The organism is Mesorhizobium sp. YM1C-6-2 (genome assembly GCF_003666685.1).
Classification (GTDB): domain Bacteria; phylum Pseudomonadota; class Alphaproteobacteria; order Rhizobiales; family Rhizobiaceae; genus Mesorhizobium_K.
This window is the reverse complement of the sequence record NZ_RCIZ01000006.1, coordinates 211,982-226,432: the sequence shown is the minus strand read 5'-3', so window position 1 is coordinate 226,432 and position 14,451 is coordinate 211,982. Positions and strand designations below refer to the sequence as shown.

At 64.9% G+C, this 14,451-nt stretch carries 12 protein-coding genes; 6 read left to right on the top strand and 6 right to left on the bottom strand.

The genetic code is table 11. The features are described 5' to 3' along the window. The first annotated feature begins 66 nt into the window (after positions 1 to 66). The 4 genes from D8676_RS17020 to D8676_RS17005 all read left to right on the top strand — a co-directional run bounded on the left by D8676_RS17020 (position 67) and on the right by D8676_RS17005 (position 4,460). Positions 67 to 2,187, top strand: coding sequence for a TonB-dependent hemoglobin/transferrin/lactoferrin family receptor (locus D8676_RS17020; RefSeq protein WP_245426858.1), 2,121 nt, complete (start codon positions 67 to 69; stop codon positions 2,185 to 2,187). Between the two features lie 7 nt (positions 2,188 to 2,194). Further along, positions 2,195 to 2,641 carry a hypothetical protein gene (locus D8676_RS17015; protein ID WP_121582278.1) on the top strand — a complete coding sequence of 149 codons (447 nt, stop codon included), beginning with the start codon at positions 2,195 to 2,197 and terminating at the stop codon, positions 2,639 to 2,641. 3 nt (positions 2,642 to 2,644) lie between these two features. After that, the gene (tolA, locus tag D8676_RS17010; protein WP_121582277.1) at positions 2,645 to 4,006 is read left to right on the top strand and encodes a cell envelope integrity protein TolA; all 1,362 of its coding nucleotides are present in this window, start codon (positions 2,645 to 2,647) and stop codon (positions 4,004 to 4,006) included. A gap of 139 nt (positions 4,007 to 4,145) precedes the next feature. Then, complete coding sequence (locus D8676_RS17005; RefSeq protein WP_121582276.1) at positions 4,146 to 4,460, top strand: antibiotic biosynthesis monooxygenase; 315 nt, start codon at positions 4,146 to 4,148, stop codon at positions 4,458 to 4,460. A gap of 4 nt (positions 4,461 to 4,464) precedes the next feature. Here D8676_RS17005 and putA read toward each other — a convergent pair whose 3' ends face one another. After that, positions 4,465 to 8,091 (bottom strand): bifunctional proline dehydrogenase/L-glutamate gamma-semialdehyde dehydrogenase PutA, encoded by a 3,627-nt coding sequence (gene putA, locus D8676_RS17000; protein ID WP_121582275.1) that lies wholly within the window; start codon positions 8,089 to 8,091, stop codon positions 4,465 to 4,467. A gap of 136 nt (positions 8,092 to 8,227) precedes the next feature. On the opposite strand from putA, the gene D8676_RS16995 reads away from it, so the two are divergent. Beyond that, positions 8,228 to 8,677: an Lrp/AsnC ligand binding domain-containing protein gene (locus D8676_RS16995; RefSeq protein ID WP_121582274.1), complete on the top strand. Its 450-nt coding sequence runs from the start codon at positions 8,228 to 8,230 to the stop codon at positions 8,675 to 8,677. A gap of 36 nt (positions 8,678 to 8,713) precedes the next feature. Here D8676_RS16995 and D8676_RS16990 read toward each other — a convergent pair whose 3' ends face one another. The 3 genes from D8676_RS16990 to D8676_RS16980 all read right to left on the bottom strand — a co-directional run bounded on the left by D8676_RS16990 (position 8,714) and on the right by D8676_RS16980 (position 10,767). Beyond that, positions 8,714 to 9,031, bottom strand: a complete 318-nt coding sequence (locus D8676_RS16990; protein WP_121582273.1) for a GYD domain-containing protein — start codon at positions 9,029 to 9,031, stop codon at positions 8,714 to 8,716. An 81-nt stretch (positions 9,032 to 9,112) separates the two neighbouring features. Continuing rightward, entirely contained in the window at positions 9,113 to 10,321 is a 1,209-nt protein-coding gene (locus tag D8676_RS16985) for a cytochrome c peroxidase (RefSeq protein ID WP_121582272.1), read from the bottom strand. A 5-nt stretch (positions 10,322 to 10,326) separates the two neighbouring features. Beyond that, positions 10,327 to 10,767, bottom strand: coding sequence for a FixH family protein (locus D8676_RS16980; protein ID WP_245426856.1), 441 nt, complete (start codon positions 10,765 to 10,767; stop codon positions 10,327 to 10,329). A 121-nt stretch (positions 10,768 to 10,888) separates the two neighbouring features. On the opposite strand from D8676_RS16980, the gene D8676_RS16975 reads away from it, so the two are divergent. Then, positions 10,889 to 11,815 carry a sugar kinase gene (locus D8676_RS16975; RefSeq protein WP_121582270.1) on the top strand — a complete coding sequence of 309 codons (927 nt, stop codon included), beginning with the start codon at positions 10,889 to 10,891 and terminating at the stop codon, positions 11,813 to 11,815. Here the strand turns inward: D8676_RS16975 and D8676_RS16970 are convergent. Further along, positions 11,812 to 12,831, bottom strand: a complete 1,020-nt coding sequence (locus tag D8676_RS16970; protein ID WP_121582269.1) for an aldose epimerase family protein — start codon at positions 12,829 to 12,831, stop codon at positions 11,812 to 11,814. The two genes, D8676_RS16975 and D8676_RS16970, sit on opposite strands and share 4 nt — an antisense overlap. Positions 12,832 to 12,900: 69 nt before the next feature. Next, entirely contained in the window at positions 12,901 to 14,358 is a 1,458-nt protein-coding gene (locus tag D8676_RS16965) for an NAD-dependent succinate-semialdehyde dehydrogenase (protein WP_121582268.1), read from the bottom strand. Positions 14,359 to 14,451: the final 93 nt, after the last annotated feature.

The window sequence follows — 14,451 nt, the reverse complement described above, 5'->3', positions numbered from 1 at the left end:
GGACATCGAAAATGCAAGCGAGCGAAATGCCAGCCAGCATCGACATTCAGGCATTGGAGTTGGGACATGGGGCTGGTCGGTCGCAATATGGCCGTTCTGCTGGGCGGAGCCGCGATGACGGTTTTGCTGGCGACGCAGGCGGGTTGGGCACAGGACGCGGAACAGACGGATCAGACGGTCGTCGTTGACGGCGAATCGGCCGCGGCGGCCGGTCAGGAGCAGGCAACCCAGCAGGCAGCGCCGCCCATGGCCGGCGCCACGCAGCTCGACAGAATCACCATCGTCAGCCGCACCGGCGAAACCGCGATCGAGCAGATGGCTTCGGTCAGCCACGTCGACCAGGAGCAGCTCGAACGGCGTATGTCTACAACCGTAGGCGACACCTTCTTCGGCGTCCCCGGAGTTTCGGTTCAGACCGGCAGCCAGCGTCTCAAGTCGAGCATCAACATTCGTGGATTGCAGGATGCCGGTCGAGTTACCGTGCTGGTCGATGGCGCAAGGCAGGACTTGCAGATTACGGGCCATCAGGCCCAAAGCATGCTGTTCGTCGACCCTGACCTCATGCAGCAGGTCGATGTCATACGAGGCCCGGTAGCAAATACCTATGGTTCAGGCGCAATCGGTGGCGTCGTGGTCTTCGAAACGAAGGACGCCGGAGATTTTCTGCGGGACGACGAGACGTGGGCGGCCTCGAACACACTCCGCTACGAAACCAACGGGTCAGGTTGGACGAACAGCACGACCGGCGCCTATCGCTTTAGCGAGGCGGCGGACATCATCGCCAACATCGTCTGGCGCGACTACGGCGAGTACAAGGACGGTAACGGCAACAGAGTGCCAGACACCGACTTTGAAGCGCTCGGCGGGCTGGCCAAGGCGACTTTCCGTCCCAACGATAACAGCGAACTGAAGCTTGGCTGGGTCGGCGCGGATGACAGCTGGAGCAGCCAGGGGACAGCGCCGTACTTTATTGGCTATGACTATCAGACCAAGCAGAACACCTTCACCGGCCGTTACAATGTGACGGACGACGACCAGAAGTGGCTCGACCTGCATATCAACACGTCATTCAATCAGATCGACTACAGCAAGACCCGTCACAGCAACGGGCTTGAAACGACGTATGACCTGGAGACCTACGGACTCGACCTCTGGAACACCTCACGGTTCGACACAGGTGCCGCAAGCCATGAAGTCACTTACGGCGGCGACTACCTCCTCGATGATGCGCTTAACACGACGTCTACCGGCGGCGTCGATTTCTACAATCCCTCCGGCAAGCGGCAGGTATGGGGAGCGTACATCCAGGACAAGGTCATCTATGAATGGCTGGAAGTCATCGGAGGCCTTCGCTATGACAGCTACCGCCTGACCGGGCAGGATCTGGAAAATACCGGTGATCGATTGTCGCCGAGAATTACGGTCGGTGTATCCCCGTTCACGAATGAGTCGCTTAGCGGCCTGCAGTTCTACGGAACTTACGCGGAGGGCTACCGGTCGCCGACCATATCCGAGGCCCTGATCAGCGGCATTCACCCGGCTCCCGCTACGTTCGAATTCCTCCCGAACCCGAATCTTAAGCCGGAGACGGCAAAGACATGGGAATTCGGAATCAACTACAAGGCGGACGGCCTCATCAACGGCGATGACTCTTTGAGAGTGAAGGCCGCCTATTTCCACAACGACGTCGACGACTACATCGACTTTACCGAGGTGACCTGTCCGAACCCGTTTGGTTGCCAGCAGACCGTCAACTTCGCGAACGCAAAGCTGGAGGGTTTTGAACTCGAGAGTATCTACGACGCAGGCTGGGGCTTCGTGGGTCTTTCGGCCTCGACCATCACCGGATACCAGGTATCCTACGAAGGTGTTCGATCCGACCTGTCCACCATTCCTTCCGCGCAAGTTACCGCCCAGCTTGGCTTGCGCTTCCTGGAAAACCGACTGCTGGTCGGTTCGGAGGTACAGTACAATGCGGCGCCCAAGGGCAACGTTTACGCAACAGACTACACGCTGGTGAATGCTTTCGCGCAGTACAACGTAAACGACAATCTCAAAGTCGACTTCAGAGCAGACAACATCTTCGACGTGGCTTACGTCAACCCACTGTCCGACACCACGAGCGGTCCTCTGTATGAACCCGGAGTGACGTTGAAGCTCGGTGCCACCATGCGCTTCGGAGGCTAAACAGAGAATGCATCTGGCGAAATACTGCATTCTGGCCGCGGCGTTCATCGCCGCGGCCTCGCCCGTTTCGGCGCAGGAGGCCGAGGCCCCTGCCCCCGGCTCTACCCCGGCCCTCGTGCTGGAGCTCAACGGGGCGCAACCGTCCGACAAGGGCTGCCGGCTGACCTTCGTGGTGACCAACAATCTGGGCGCGGAACTGACCAAGGCGGCATTCGAGATCGCGCTGTTCAATGAGGCAGGCGTCGTCGACCGGCTCACCGTGCTCGACTTCAATGAACTCCCTGAGGGCAAGACGAAAGTAGCCCGCTTCGACCTTGCCGGCACGGATTGCGCCAAGATCAGCCGCGTGCTGGTCAACCATGCCGCCGAATGCACTGGTGCGGGCATCGATCCGAAAGCCTGCCTCGGCCAGCTCAAGCCGCAGACCAGGTCGGCCATAGTCTTCGGTATGTGAGCCATGGCGACCGGTCTCGAACCAGCCTTCGCTTCTGGCCGGCCGCTCTGGCCGATGGCCGGCATGGCGTTGGCCGACCTCGAGCCGGACGATCCCGAACTGGCCATCCCGCATGGCGCGCTGCAAAATGGCGTGCGCGAAGCGCCCGAGCGCCGTTTCGCGGCAAACCACAACGACCTGATCACCCACCGGCCGGCCGAACCGCTCGGCCCGAAGCCGTCGAAGACGCCGGACCTAAAGCGCAAATGGAAGCTGGCGCTGCTGGCGTCCTGCATTTTCCACGTCGCGGCGGCGCTGGTCTTCATCCAGGTCAACGACGACGCGGTGCAGGTGGAAGGCGCCGACTTTGCCGGCATCGCCTCGCTAGGAAACGCGTCAGCGGACCAGAGCGAGGCTGGCGAAAATTCGATCGACGTCACCATGGTGACCATGCTCGACGCGGTGCCGGTCGACACTGTCGAGGCGGAAGCAGTGCCGGTCGACGAGGTTGTCGAAGAAACCGTGACCGCCGAAGCAGTCACCGCGGACGTCGAGACGGTGAAGCCGGTCGAGGAGACGCCTGTCGAACCGGTAAACGAGGCGAAGGCCGAGCAGGCTCGGCCGACGGAACGCGTGGACGCCATGCCGGCCGAATCGCAGACAGCGGCGCAGGCGGAGCGTGTGGAGGCCGAGCCCGTCGAAAACATGCCGGCCCCGGCGGTCGCCGAAACCGTGCCGGAAGTGCTCGCCACCGACCGGGCTGAGCTGGTCGACGACGACAATTTTGTCCAGAAGCCGGCCAAGGCGCAGGCTGCGGAAACGGTCGAGGCTGCCGAAGCCGAGCAGGTCGAAAGCGCGAGGGTCGAGCCCGTCGAAAAGAAGGCCGAACCCGCCAGGGAGGAAAAGAAACCGGCTGCCGAGAAGAAGACGGCCAAGCCGAAAAAAGCGGAAGGGCGCAAGGTCGCCGAGAAGGCCGAGGAAAAGACGAAGAAATCCGGCAATCGCGGAAACAACCAGACCGACGCCCGGCTCGGGCAGGCGGACGGCAGGGAAACCGGCGACAACCAGCAAGCCAGCCGCGGCGGCTCGAAGAACGGCAAGGTCGGCAATGCCGCCGTGTCGAACTATCCGGGCAAGGTCCGCTCGAAGCTGGCGCGAGCCGCGCGATCCGTTCGCGCGAAGGGGCGCGGCGAGGTGATCGTCGCCTTCGCAGTCGGCTCGAACGGCAACGTCCGCTCGGCGCGGGTCGCCCGCAGTTCCGGCGTGGCTTCGGTCGATCAGGCGGCGCTGCAGGCGATCAGCAAGGCGTCCCCATTCCCGCCCATACCGGACAATGCCGGTCGGTCCACATGGGAGTTCTCCATTCCGCTCGCGTTCAAGCGTTGAGCGGCCAACGCCCGGTCATGCCGGCCGGGCCGGGGCGTCTGGTCATGTGCTACCCTTCGGGAAGGAACGGAGCACGGCCACAGATCGGTAGAGCCGGACAAGGCCGGCTTTCGAGCAAGAAAAGAGTGAAAGGAATACCATGTTCATCGCAATGAACCGCTTCAAGGTGAAGAAGGGCTCGGAGGAAGCCTTCGAGAACGTCTGGAAAGGCCGCGATTCGAAACTACACGAAATGGCAGGCTTCAAGGAGTTCCAACTGCTGCGCGGCCCCGAGAACGAGGCCGAGGGCTACACGCTGTTTGCCTCGCACACGGTGTGGGCGACGAAGGACGATTTCACCGCCTGGACCAAGTCGGAGAATTTCCGCGCCGCGCACCGCAATGCCGGCTCCAACGACGTCCACTATCTCGGCCACCCGCAGTTCGAGGGCTTTTCCGTCGTCGAAGGGGCGTAACGCGTCAACCGGCGCCGGCGAGCAGGCTCGCATTGCCGCCGGCGGCGGTCGTGTCCACGCAAACCGAGCGCTCATGCGCGTAGGCCGCCGGGTATATGACCTCGGTGACAACAGGCACGATCGCGCCCTTCCGTTCGGCCAGGGCCTGGCGGATGCTTCTCGCAGCATCGCCTTCGCCTGAGAAAGCGACGACGTCGACATCGAGCGACCGCAGTTCGTCGGGCTCCAGCCTTCCGTCGATCGCCGAGATCGGCAAGCCCTTCCCGGTCAGCGATTGCAGGGCGACGGATGCGCCCTGCGCCACCGCAAGCACCGCGTTGCCGGCCGCCAGCGCCTGGATCGCCTGCGCGAGCAGCGCCTCGCCGTCGGGACCGAGGCAAAGAACCCGGCCGCGCGGCGCAAGCGCCAGCGTATTCGCCTCGCCGGTGGGGCCGGGCAGGTCGACCGGCCCGAAATCGACAGCAGCTGCCGCAGTGATCGCCGCCGCGCCCTTGCCGCGCAGATGCTTGCGCAGGACCGCGATACGGTCGGAGCGCGTCGACCAGCCGCCGAGACCCGGATCGGGCAGATTATCCTTCAGCGCAGCCGCCTCCACCGTCGCCGCCGACGAAGCAGACGCCTGCTCGCCCGTCGACGTCGAAGCCGACTTGCGAAAACGCCTGAGATAATGCGGCCCCCCGGCCTTCGGCCCGGTGCCCGACAGGCCCTCGCCGCCGAAGGGCTGCGAGCCGACCACCGCGCCGATCTGGTTGCGGTTGACGTAGATGTTGCCGACATGGACGCCGTCCACGATGTGCTGGACGCGCGCCTCGATGCGGGTGTGCAGGCCGAAGGTCAGGCCGTAGCCCTTGCGGTTGATCGCGGCGATGACGCCGTCGATGTCGTCGGCCTCGAAGGTCGCGACATGCAGCACCGGCCCGAAAATCTCGCGCTCCATCTCCTCGATGCCGGAGACCCGGAAGATGTGCGGCGCGACGAAGCGCCCGCCATCGGGCGTATCGAGCTTCGCGACCAGCCGGCCCTTGGCCTCCATCCCCACGCAATAATCGCCGATCGCCTTCTGTGCGTCCTCGTCGATCAGCGGCCCGACATCGGTCGCGATCTGCCAGGGATCGCCGACGACGAGCGCCTCGAGCGCACCCTTCAGCATCTCCAGCACCTTCTTCTCCACGTCCTTCTGGACATAGAGGACGCGCAGCGCCGAGCAGCGCTGGCCCGCACTCTGGAAGGCCGATGCGAGGATGTCGCGAATGGCCTGCTCGGGCAGCGCGGTGGAATCGACGATCATCGCGTTGAGGCCGCCGGTCTCGGCGATCAGCATGGCGTCCGGCGCAGCGGTCTTGGCAAGCTGGCGCTCGATCGCCTTGGCGACGTCGGTCGAGCCGGTGAAGCAGACTCCTGCGATGCGGGGATCGGCCGTCAGCGGCGCGCCGACCGACAGGCCGTCGCCGGGCAGGAGCTGGATCACGTCCTCCGGCACGCCGGCCTGGCGCAGCAGCGCGATCGCCTTGGCCGCGATCAGCGGCGTCTGCTCGGCGGGTTTTGCGATCACCGAATTGCCGGTGACGAGCGCGGCTGCGATCTGGCCGGTGAAGATCGCCAGCGGGAAATTCCAGGGCGAGATGCAGACGATCGCGCCGCTCGCCTCGGTGCCGGCCTCGGCATTCGCCGCCTCCGACGCATAGTAACGCAGGAAGTCGACCGCCTCGCGGACTTCCGAGATCCCGTCGGCAAGCGTCTTGCCGGCCTCGCGGGTGGCGAGCGCGAAGAACTCGGCGGCGTTCGCTTCATAGAGGTCGGCGGCGCGGCGCAGGATGTTGGCTCGTTCGGCGACCGGGCGCCTCGCCCAGGTGGGCTGCGCCTCGACCGCGATCCGCACGGCGGTGGAGACCTGCTTGGCGCCGGCCTCGGTGACCGCGCCGACGACGTCCTTCACCTTGGCGGGGTTGAGCACTGCCCGTTTCGAGCCGTAGCCCGCGGCGCGCGTGATCGGCGCGGCCGCCCAGCATTCCTTGCCGGAAAAACCCGACCGCGCCGCATCGATCCCGGCCAGTGTGACGGGATCGGTCGTGTCGAATCCCCTGGAGTTCCTGCGGTCGACTCCGAAGATGGCGACAGGCGCGGCGATCGCCGGATTGGCGGCCGACCCCTGCCCTGCGACCACCTCGAACGGGTCGCGCGCGATGGTCTCCGGCGGCACGTCCTCGTCCGTCAACTGATGCACGAATGACGAGTTCGCGCCGTTTTCGAGCAGGCGGCGCACGAGGTAGGCAAGCAGGTCGGAATGCGCGCCGACCGGCGCGTAGATGCGGCAGCGCGTGCCCTCGACCTTGCGCACCGCCTCATGCAGTTCCTCGCCCATGCCGTGAAGGCGCTGGAACTCGAAGGCGCCCCGGTCGGGCGACATGGCGAGCACGGCCGCGACCGTATGCGCATTGTGGGTCGCGAACTGCGGATAGATGCGGTCGGTCATCGACAGCAGCTTTCGCGCGCAGGCGATGTAGGAAACGTCGGTGTTCACCTTGCGCGTGAACACCGGATATCCGGTAAGCCCGAGCATCTGGGCGCGCTTGATCTCGGTGTCCCAATAGGCGCCCTTGACCAGCCGCACCATGATCCGGCGGTCGAGCTTCTTGGCCAGCGCATGGAGCCAGTCGATGACGAAGGCGCAGCGCGGGCCGTAGGCCTGGACGACGACGCCGAAACCGTTCCAGCCGGCGAGCGCCGGCTCGGCAAGCACCCGCTCGATGACATCGAGCGAAAGGTCCAGGCGGTCGGCCTCCTCGGCGTCGATGTTGAGGCCCATGCGCGCATCGCGGGCGGCGAGCGCCAGCGCAAGCAGCCGCTCGGCCATGACGGGCAGCATCGTCTCGCGCTGCGACTGCTCGTAACGCGGATGCAGCGCCGACAGTTTTACGGAGATGCCCGGATTGAAGCGGATGTCGTCGCTCGCCGAATGTTTCGCAAGCGCGGCGATGGCGTTCTCGTAGGCCCTGAAGTAGCGCAGGGCGTCGACCTCGGTCCGCGCCGCCTCGCCGAGCATGTCATAGGAATAGAGGTAGCCCTTGGCCGTCATCGGCCTGCCGCGCTTCACCGCCTCGGCGATGGTGCGGCCAAGCACGAACTGCTCGCCCATCTCGCGCATCGCCGCCGCGACGGCGGTGCGGATGACCGGCTCGCCGAGCCGGCGCACCATTGCACGCAAGGTTCGTTCGATGCCGCCTTCGCCCTCGTCGAGCACGCGCCCGGTCAGCATCAGCGCCCAGGTCGAGGCGTTGACGAAGATCGAGGCCGAGCTGCCCGAATGCGCGGACCAGTCCTGCGGCGCGATCTTGTCGCGGATGAGCTCGTCCATCGTTTCGGTGTCGGGCACGCGCAGCAGCGCCTCGGCCAGGCACATCAGCGCCACGCCCTCCTTGGTCGAGAGCCCGTAGGCCGAGAGGAACACCTCCATCAGGCGGGGATCGGACGAGCCACGCACCGCGCGCACCAGCCCGGCGGCATGCTTCGAGATGGCCTCCCTTTCGGCGCTATCGAGGTTCGCCGTCGAGACCAGCCGCTCGAGCGCCGCGTCCTCGTCCGGCAGATAGTTGGATCGGATTTCTTTTCTCAGCGCAGCAAGCGTAGGCATGGTTCCCACCGGCAGTTTCCTTAAAGGCAACCTAGCACAGGCGGGTAATCTCAAGCGGACTGAAAAACTCGACCATGCAATCCGTTCGGTCTATGATGTCGGCAAGCTTCACCTCTCTTTGTCGAAAATCTTTCACATGGCAGATCAATTGGACCGGATAGACCGCAACATCCTGGCGGCCCTCGCGCGCGAGGGCCGCTTGTCGATGTCCGAACTCGCGGCGAAGGTCGGCCTGTCGAAGACGCCCGTGCAAGCCAGGGTCAAGCGGCTGGAGACGGATGGTTTCATCCGCGGCTATGCCGCGGTCATCGACCGCGAGCGCATGGGCGAAGGGCATGTCGCCTTCGTGCAGGTGAAGCTCTCCGACACCCGTTCGGCGGCGCTCGACGCGTTCAACCGCGCTGTTCAGGGTGTCGCCGAGATCGAGCAGTGCCACATGATGGCGGCGAGCTTCGACTATCTGCTCAAGGTGCGCACCAGGGACATCGCCGCCTATCGGCGCGTGCTCGGCGAGCGCATCTCCGCCCTGCCACACGTGGCGCAGACATCAACCTTCGTGGCGATGGAGACGGTCAAGGACCGGTAGCTTAGGGCGCGGGCTCATCAGCGCGTCGTCCCAGGCCTAGGACGGTGGGCGGAAGTCGACTTTCCTTTGCACGGCTTGGTCCACATCCTCCGGAGCCATGAGGATTGTGACCCGAGACTTCACCATGCCGCTGGCCTGAGCGACAATGGCGGTCGCAGCCATCTCAATGTTTCCAGGCAGATCGAGAATAATAACGAAGTCATCGCTGCCAAAGGCGTAATAGAACACTTCGAGTTTGCCACCCATCTCCTCGGCAAGTTTTTCGACCATCACTCGCCGTTTCGAACCGCCCTCCTTCAGCAAGCCCTTGAGACCCTGGTCCGTGTAAGAACCCTGGACGAGATATTTCGGCATGGCGTCTCCTCCCTTTCGAAGTTCTTGTCGACAGGAGATAGGCTACAGCTAGCCACTGGATCGCGAAATAGAGTTCGCGCCCTAGTTTGAGAGCGTCTTCACGAACGCGATCAATTGCTGGCGCTCGCGCTCGGAGAGATTAAGCGGGTGAAGTTCGCTTTGGCCCGAAGGCGCCGCCGGCGCGCGCGAATAATGGTCGACCACCTCCTCCAACGTGGCGAACTGGCCGGCATGCATATAGGGCGGACGCGTCGCCGCCCCCCGCAGCGAGGGCGGCTTGTATGCCCGGGTCAGCCTGGGATCGTCCTTCACCATGAAGCGCAGTTCGCCGCAGGCTTCCGGCCCGGCATCGCTGAATTTTCCTAGGCAGTTGAACGGGTCGGCGGCGACCTCTTTCGCGCCCGTCTCCCGCCCGAGGTCCTCAGGCAGTCCCGCCACTACCGGAACGCCGGTGTTGTGGAAGGAATCGTCGGTCAGCCGCGGCCCGGTGTGGCAGGTCGAACAGTTCGCCTTGCCGATGAAGAGCTTGAGCCCGGCGATTTCCTCGTCCGTCAGCGCCGCGTCCTCCGAAGGCTCGGTACCAGCCGCAATCGCCCCGGCAAAACGGTCGAAGCGGGTCTCCTGCGGCGCGATGGAACGCTCGAAAGCCGCGATCCCCTTGCCGAGATTGGAAAAGACGCGGTTCACGTCGTCCTGTTGCTCAGGGGTCATCGTGGCCCAGGCTGCCTTTTCCGCATCCGTCCCGAACGGCCCGGCCTGCTCCGGCACCGACGACAGATCCGGCAACGGGCCGAAGATGCGTTGATAGCGCTCGTTGAAATTTTCGGCGACGAAATGGGCGTAGAAAGCACGCGTGCCGCCGTGCTCCCGCTGCTCCTCCAGCGGCGTCAGCGCCTGCGCCCACAGGCTGTCGCGCCGCCCGTCCCAGAAGAACCACGGCCCCCACGCCACGCCGGCGAGCGGCATGGTGCGGCGGTCGGTCGTGCCGACCCCTTTCCCGCGCGGAAGATCGTCCTGGAACTGTTTGTCGATCAGGTGGCACGTGCCGCAGGCGACGACGCCGTCGATGCTCATGCGCTGGTCGAAGAAGAGCGTCGCTCCGAGCGCGGCGGCGGCCGGGTCGTCGGCGTATTTGTTGGTCGGGTCCGGCGGCAGCGGCGGCAGGGAGGCCAGCGACAGCAAGGCGATCGTCGCCTTCTCCTCGTCCGTAAAAGTCTCGCCGCTGCAGCCGGAGAGAGCCGCCGCCGAAACCAGAACGGCCATCGCAAGCCATACGGTTCGGCCGTCCATCGTCGTCAGAGCACCAGGTTGAACGTCACGCTGTCGGAACCCGGGGCTGCGGAAATGTCGAAGCGCAATTCCCAGCGCCCGCTCATCGAAAACTTCACGCCCTCGATCCGGTAGCGTCCGTTACCGAGATATTCGGTCATTCGAGGGCTGGTGGGCAGGCCGTGATTGTGTTCCGGCATGCCACCATCGATGGCGACACGGGCATCGTCGACAGGCTGGCCGTCGGCCGTCTTGACCGTCAGCACCCAGGAATGCAGCACGCCCTGCTTCACATCGGCGACTTCGGGCTCGATCGCAGCAACGTAGAGGCCGCCGGACGTCGTCTGCGAGCGCGCCAGATCGAGTTCCGGTTTCGCCGAACGTGCATCCAGTGTCGCCACATGGGCGCCGTAGGCGACCAGCACCAGTACTGCGACCGCGAGCGCGTAAAGCCAGCCTGATTTCAATGCGGTCTCCATCCCAGGAACAACGTTCGAGCCTCCGGGCATCATCCCGCTTCATGTTTGACGCAAGCATGGCTTCGCGCCTTTCGAAAAGCTATAGCGTCTGCGAATTCGGAGGGAAGTGATGGCAGGAAACGGAATCGTCTCGATCGGCGAATGCATGCTCGAACTGTCCGGCAGGGGCGGCGAGGACTGGCGCATGGGTTTTGCCGGCGACACGCTGAATACGCTGTGGGCGCTGCGCGCCCTGGCCGGGCCGGAGCGCGCGACGAACTACGTCTCCGCCTTCGGCGACGATCCCTTTTCGCGCGACCAGATCGCTTTCCTTCAGGCGAACGGGATCGGTATCGGCCAGAGCCCGGTCATTTCAGGCGCCCGCCCCGGCCTCTATGCCATCACGCTGACCGGCGCCGAGCGGTCCTTCACCTACTGGCGCAACGATTCGGCAGCGAAACAACTGGCGTCCGACCCGCAAAGATTGGCGAAAAGCCTTAAAAACCAAGCTCTTGCCTATTTTTCCGGAATCACTTTGGCAATTCTCGACCCGGCTTCCCGCCGCGTCCTCCTCGAAGCCGTGGGCAAGGCGCGCCAGGCCGGAAGCCTCATCGCCTTCGACGCCAATTACCGTCCCCGCCTGTGGAAATCCCTGGACGAAGCGCGCGCGGCAATCGACGAGGCGCTGTCGGTGACGGATATCGCGCTGCCGACATTCCCCGACGAGCAGAGCCTTCACGGCGACGCGTCTCCCGAGGCGACGGCTGACCGGCTCGCCGCGGCCGGCGTGCGCGAAATCGTGGTCAAGAACGGCGAGCTTCCGGCCCATGTGTGCCACGAGGACAAGGCCGAGTCGGTGCCTGCCGTGCATGTCCCCTCGCCGGTCGACACCACCGGCGCCGGCGATTCGTTCAACGGCACCTATCTCGCCGCGCGGCTGGCCGGCCTCTCCCCGGTCGAAGCCACCGGGAAGGCCCATGCGGTCGCTGCCGCGGTGGTGCAGGTGCGCGGCGCGCTGGCTCCTTACGAGACGCTTCGCGCGGCGTTCGCTGCCTAGGTTCTGCTGAAGCGGTATTCCGTGACCTGCCGGTAGACTTCGCCCGGCCACAGCACTGCTTGCGGGAAATACGGCCGGTTCGGCGAATCCGGCCAGACCTGCGGCTCCAGGCAGAAGCCCGCATAGGGCTTGTAGGTGCGCCCGCCATGCCCCGGAACGGGCGGCGCGACCTTGGCGCCGGCATAGAACTGCACCCCCGGCTCCGTAGTCCACACTTCCATCTCGACGCCGGACGATGAGCCTTGCGCCCATGCCGCCTGCTTCAGCGGCCCGCGCGCGGCGGCAAGGCAGAAATTATGGTCGTAGGGAACCTGCTCGCCTTCCTGTTCGAGGCGAATCGTACGCGCCCGCTGGAAATCGAACGCAGTCCCGCCGACCGGCTTCACGACGCCCGTCGGGATCAGTTCCTCGTCGACCGGCAGATAGGCCGCCGCGGTCAGCATCAGGCGATGGTCCAGTATGTCGCCGCTGCCGCCATCGTCGAGGTTGAAATAGGAATGATGGGCGAGGTTGCAGAGCGTCGGCTCGTCGGAGGTCGCCGACAGTTCGACCGACAGCGTGCCCGGTATCTTCATCCGGTAGGTGCAGGTCACGTCGAGTGCGCCGGGAAAGCCCATCGCGCCAGCCGGGTCATGCAGCGCCAGCGTCAGGAAATCGTCGCCGTGAAGCAGCACTTCCCACACCTGCTTGCCGAAGCTCTTCGAGCCGCCGTGCAGCGTGTGCTTGCCGAGGAAATTCTGGTCCAGCTGGTGTTGGGTGCCTGCGAGCGTAAAACGCCCGTTGGCGATGCGGTTGGCGTAGCGCCCGGCGATCGCGCCCATATAGGGCGAATGCGCGGGATAGTCCTCGAAGCGGTCGAAGCCCAGCACCAGCGGCGCCTCGTGCCCGTCCAGCCTGAGGTCCTGCAACACCGCGCCCCAGTTGACGACATGCGCCGTTAGCCCGCCGCCGGTTATCGAGAACCGATGGATCGAAGTCCCCTCCTGGGTCTTCCCGAAGACTTCACCGTCAGCCATTAGGCTCCTCCCCGTCAGCGCTGCAGACAGGCAAGCAAGGCCGGGTTTTCACCCGGCCTGCAAGAGAAATCAGAGGCCGAGGCCCCCGAGGCAGACATATTTCGTATCCAAATAGTCCTCGATGCCCTGGTGCCCGCCCTCGCGGCCGAGGCCGGACTCCTTGACGCCGCCGAACGGCGCCTCGACCGTGGTGATGATGCCCTCGTTGACGCCGACCATGCCGTATTTCAGGCCTTCCATGACACGGAAGGCGCGGCCGAGATTGCCGGTGTAGAAATAGGCGGCGAGGCCGAACTCGGTGTCGTTGGCGAGGCGGATGGCCTCCTCCTCGGCCTCGAACCTGAAGACCGGCGCGACAGGGCCGAAGATCTCTTCCTTCATGAACTTCATCTCGGGCTTGGCGTCGGCAATCACCGTCGGCTCGTAGAAGGAGCCGCCGAGCGGATGGCGCTTGCCGCCGGCGACGACCCGGCCGCCCTTGGCTTTGGCGTCGTCGACGAATTCCTCGACCTTCTCGACAGCCTTGACGTCGATCAGCGGCCCCTGCTGCGTGCCGTCCTCGAGGCCGGAGCCGACCTTCAGCTTCTTGCTTGCCGCCGCCAGCTTGTCGACGAACTCCTCATAGACGCCCGCCTGCACGAAGAAGCGGTTGGTGCACACGCAGGTCTGGCCCGAATTGCGGTACTTGGCCGCGATCGCGCCCTCCACCGCGCGGTCGATATCGGCGTCGTCGAAGACCAGGAACGGCGCGTTGCCGCCAAGCTCCATCGACACCTTCTTCACCGTCGCCGCGCATTTCTGGATGAGGATCTTGCCGACTTCGGTGGAGCCGGTGAAGGTCAGCTTCTTCACCAGCGGATTGGCGCAGATCTCGTCGCCGATCTCGGCGGCCGAGCCGGTGACGATGTTGACGACGCCCTTGGGGAAGCCGGCCTCCTCCGCGAGCACGCCCCAGGCCAGCGCCGAATACGGCGTCTGCGAGGCGGGCTTGACCACCGCCGTGCAGCCGGCCGCGAATGCCGGGCCGAGCTTGCGCGCCAGCATCGAGGACGGGAAGTTCCACGGCGTGATCGCGCCGACGACGCCGACCGGCTGCTTGGTGGTGATGATGCGGCGGTCGGCCCAGGGCGACGGCACCACGTCGCCGTAGGTGCGGCGGCCCTCTTCCGCGAACCACAGGATATAGGCGGCCGAAATGGCGATCTCGCCCTTGGCCTCGGTCAGCGACTTGCCCTGCTCGGTCGTCAGGATTTCGGCGAGCGGCTGCTGGTTGTCCATGATCGCGTCATGCATCTTGCGCAGGAGCTTGTGGCGCTCGAGCACGGAGGTCTTCTTCCACGAATGGAACGCCTCTTCCGCCGCTTCAATGGCGCGGCGGGTTTCGTTCTTGCCCGATTTCGGCACGGTGCCGATCTTCAGGCCTGTCGCCGGGTTGGTCACGTCGATCGTGGCGCCGCTGTCGGCCTGCACCCACTCGCCGCCGATCAGATTGGCTTCGCGCATGAAATGGCTGATTTTCTGGAGCATGGTCTTGCCTCCTTCGTGGCGTCGAACCGCCTATCCTGGAATTGTTGCGGGCGCCGAAAGGTCGGACGCCTCTCGTGGGGCATGCTCTACTCC

Coding starts and splice junctions, on each gene's coding strand:
- D8676_RS17020 (WP_245426858.1), top strand. CDS start 67: ATGGGGCTGGTCGGTCGCAATATGGCCGTTCTGCTGGGCGGAGCCGCG.
- D8676_RS17015 (WP_121582278.1), top strand. CDS start 2,195: ATGCATCTGGCGAAATACTGCATTCTGGCCGCGGCGTTCATCGCCGCG.
- tolA (WP_121582277.1), top strand. CDS start 2,645: ATGGCGACCGGTCTCGAACCAGCCTTCGCTTCTGGCCGGCCGCTCTGG.
- D8676_RS17005 (WP_121582276.1), top strand. CDS start 4,146: ATGTTCATCGCAATGAACCGCTTCAAGGTGAAGAAGGGCTCGGAGGAA.
- putA (WP_121582275.1), bottom strand. CDS start 8,091: ATGCCTACGCTTGCTGCGCTGAGAAAAGAAATCCGATCCAACTATCTG.
- D8676_RS16995 (WP_121582274.1), top strand. CDS start 8,228: ATGGCAGATCAATTGGACCGGATAGACCGCAACATCCTGGCGGCCCTC.
- D8676_RS16990 (WP_121582273.1), bottom strand. CDS start 9,031: ATGCCGAAATATCTCGTCCAGGGTTCTTACACGGACCAGGGTCTCAAG.
- D8676_RS16985 (WP_121582272.1), bottom strand. CDS start 10,321: ATGGACGGCCGAACCGTATGGCTTGCGATGGCCGTTCTGGTTTCGGCG.
- D8676_RS16975 (WP_121582270.1), top strand. CDS start 10,889: ATGGCAGGAAACGGAATCGTCTCGATCGGCGAATGCATGCTCGAACTG.
- D8676_RS16970 (WP_121582269.1), bottom strand. CDS start 12,831: ATGGCTGACGGTGAAGTCTTCGGGAAGACCCAGGAGGGGACTTCGATC.
- D8676_RS16965 (WP_121582268.1), bottom strand. CDS start 14,358: ATGCTCCAGAAAATCAGCCATTTCATGCGCGAAGCCAATCTGATCGGC.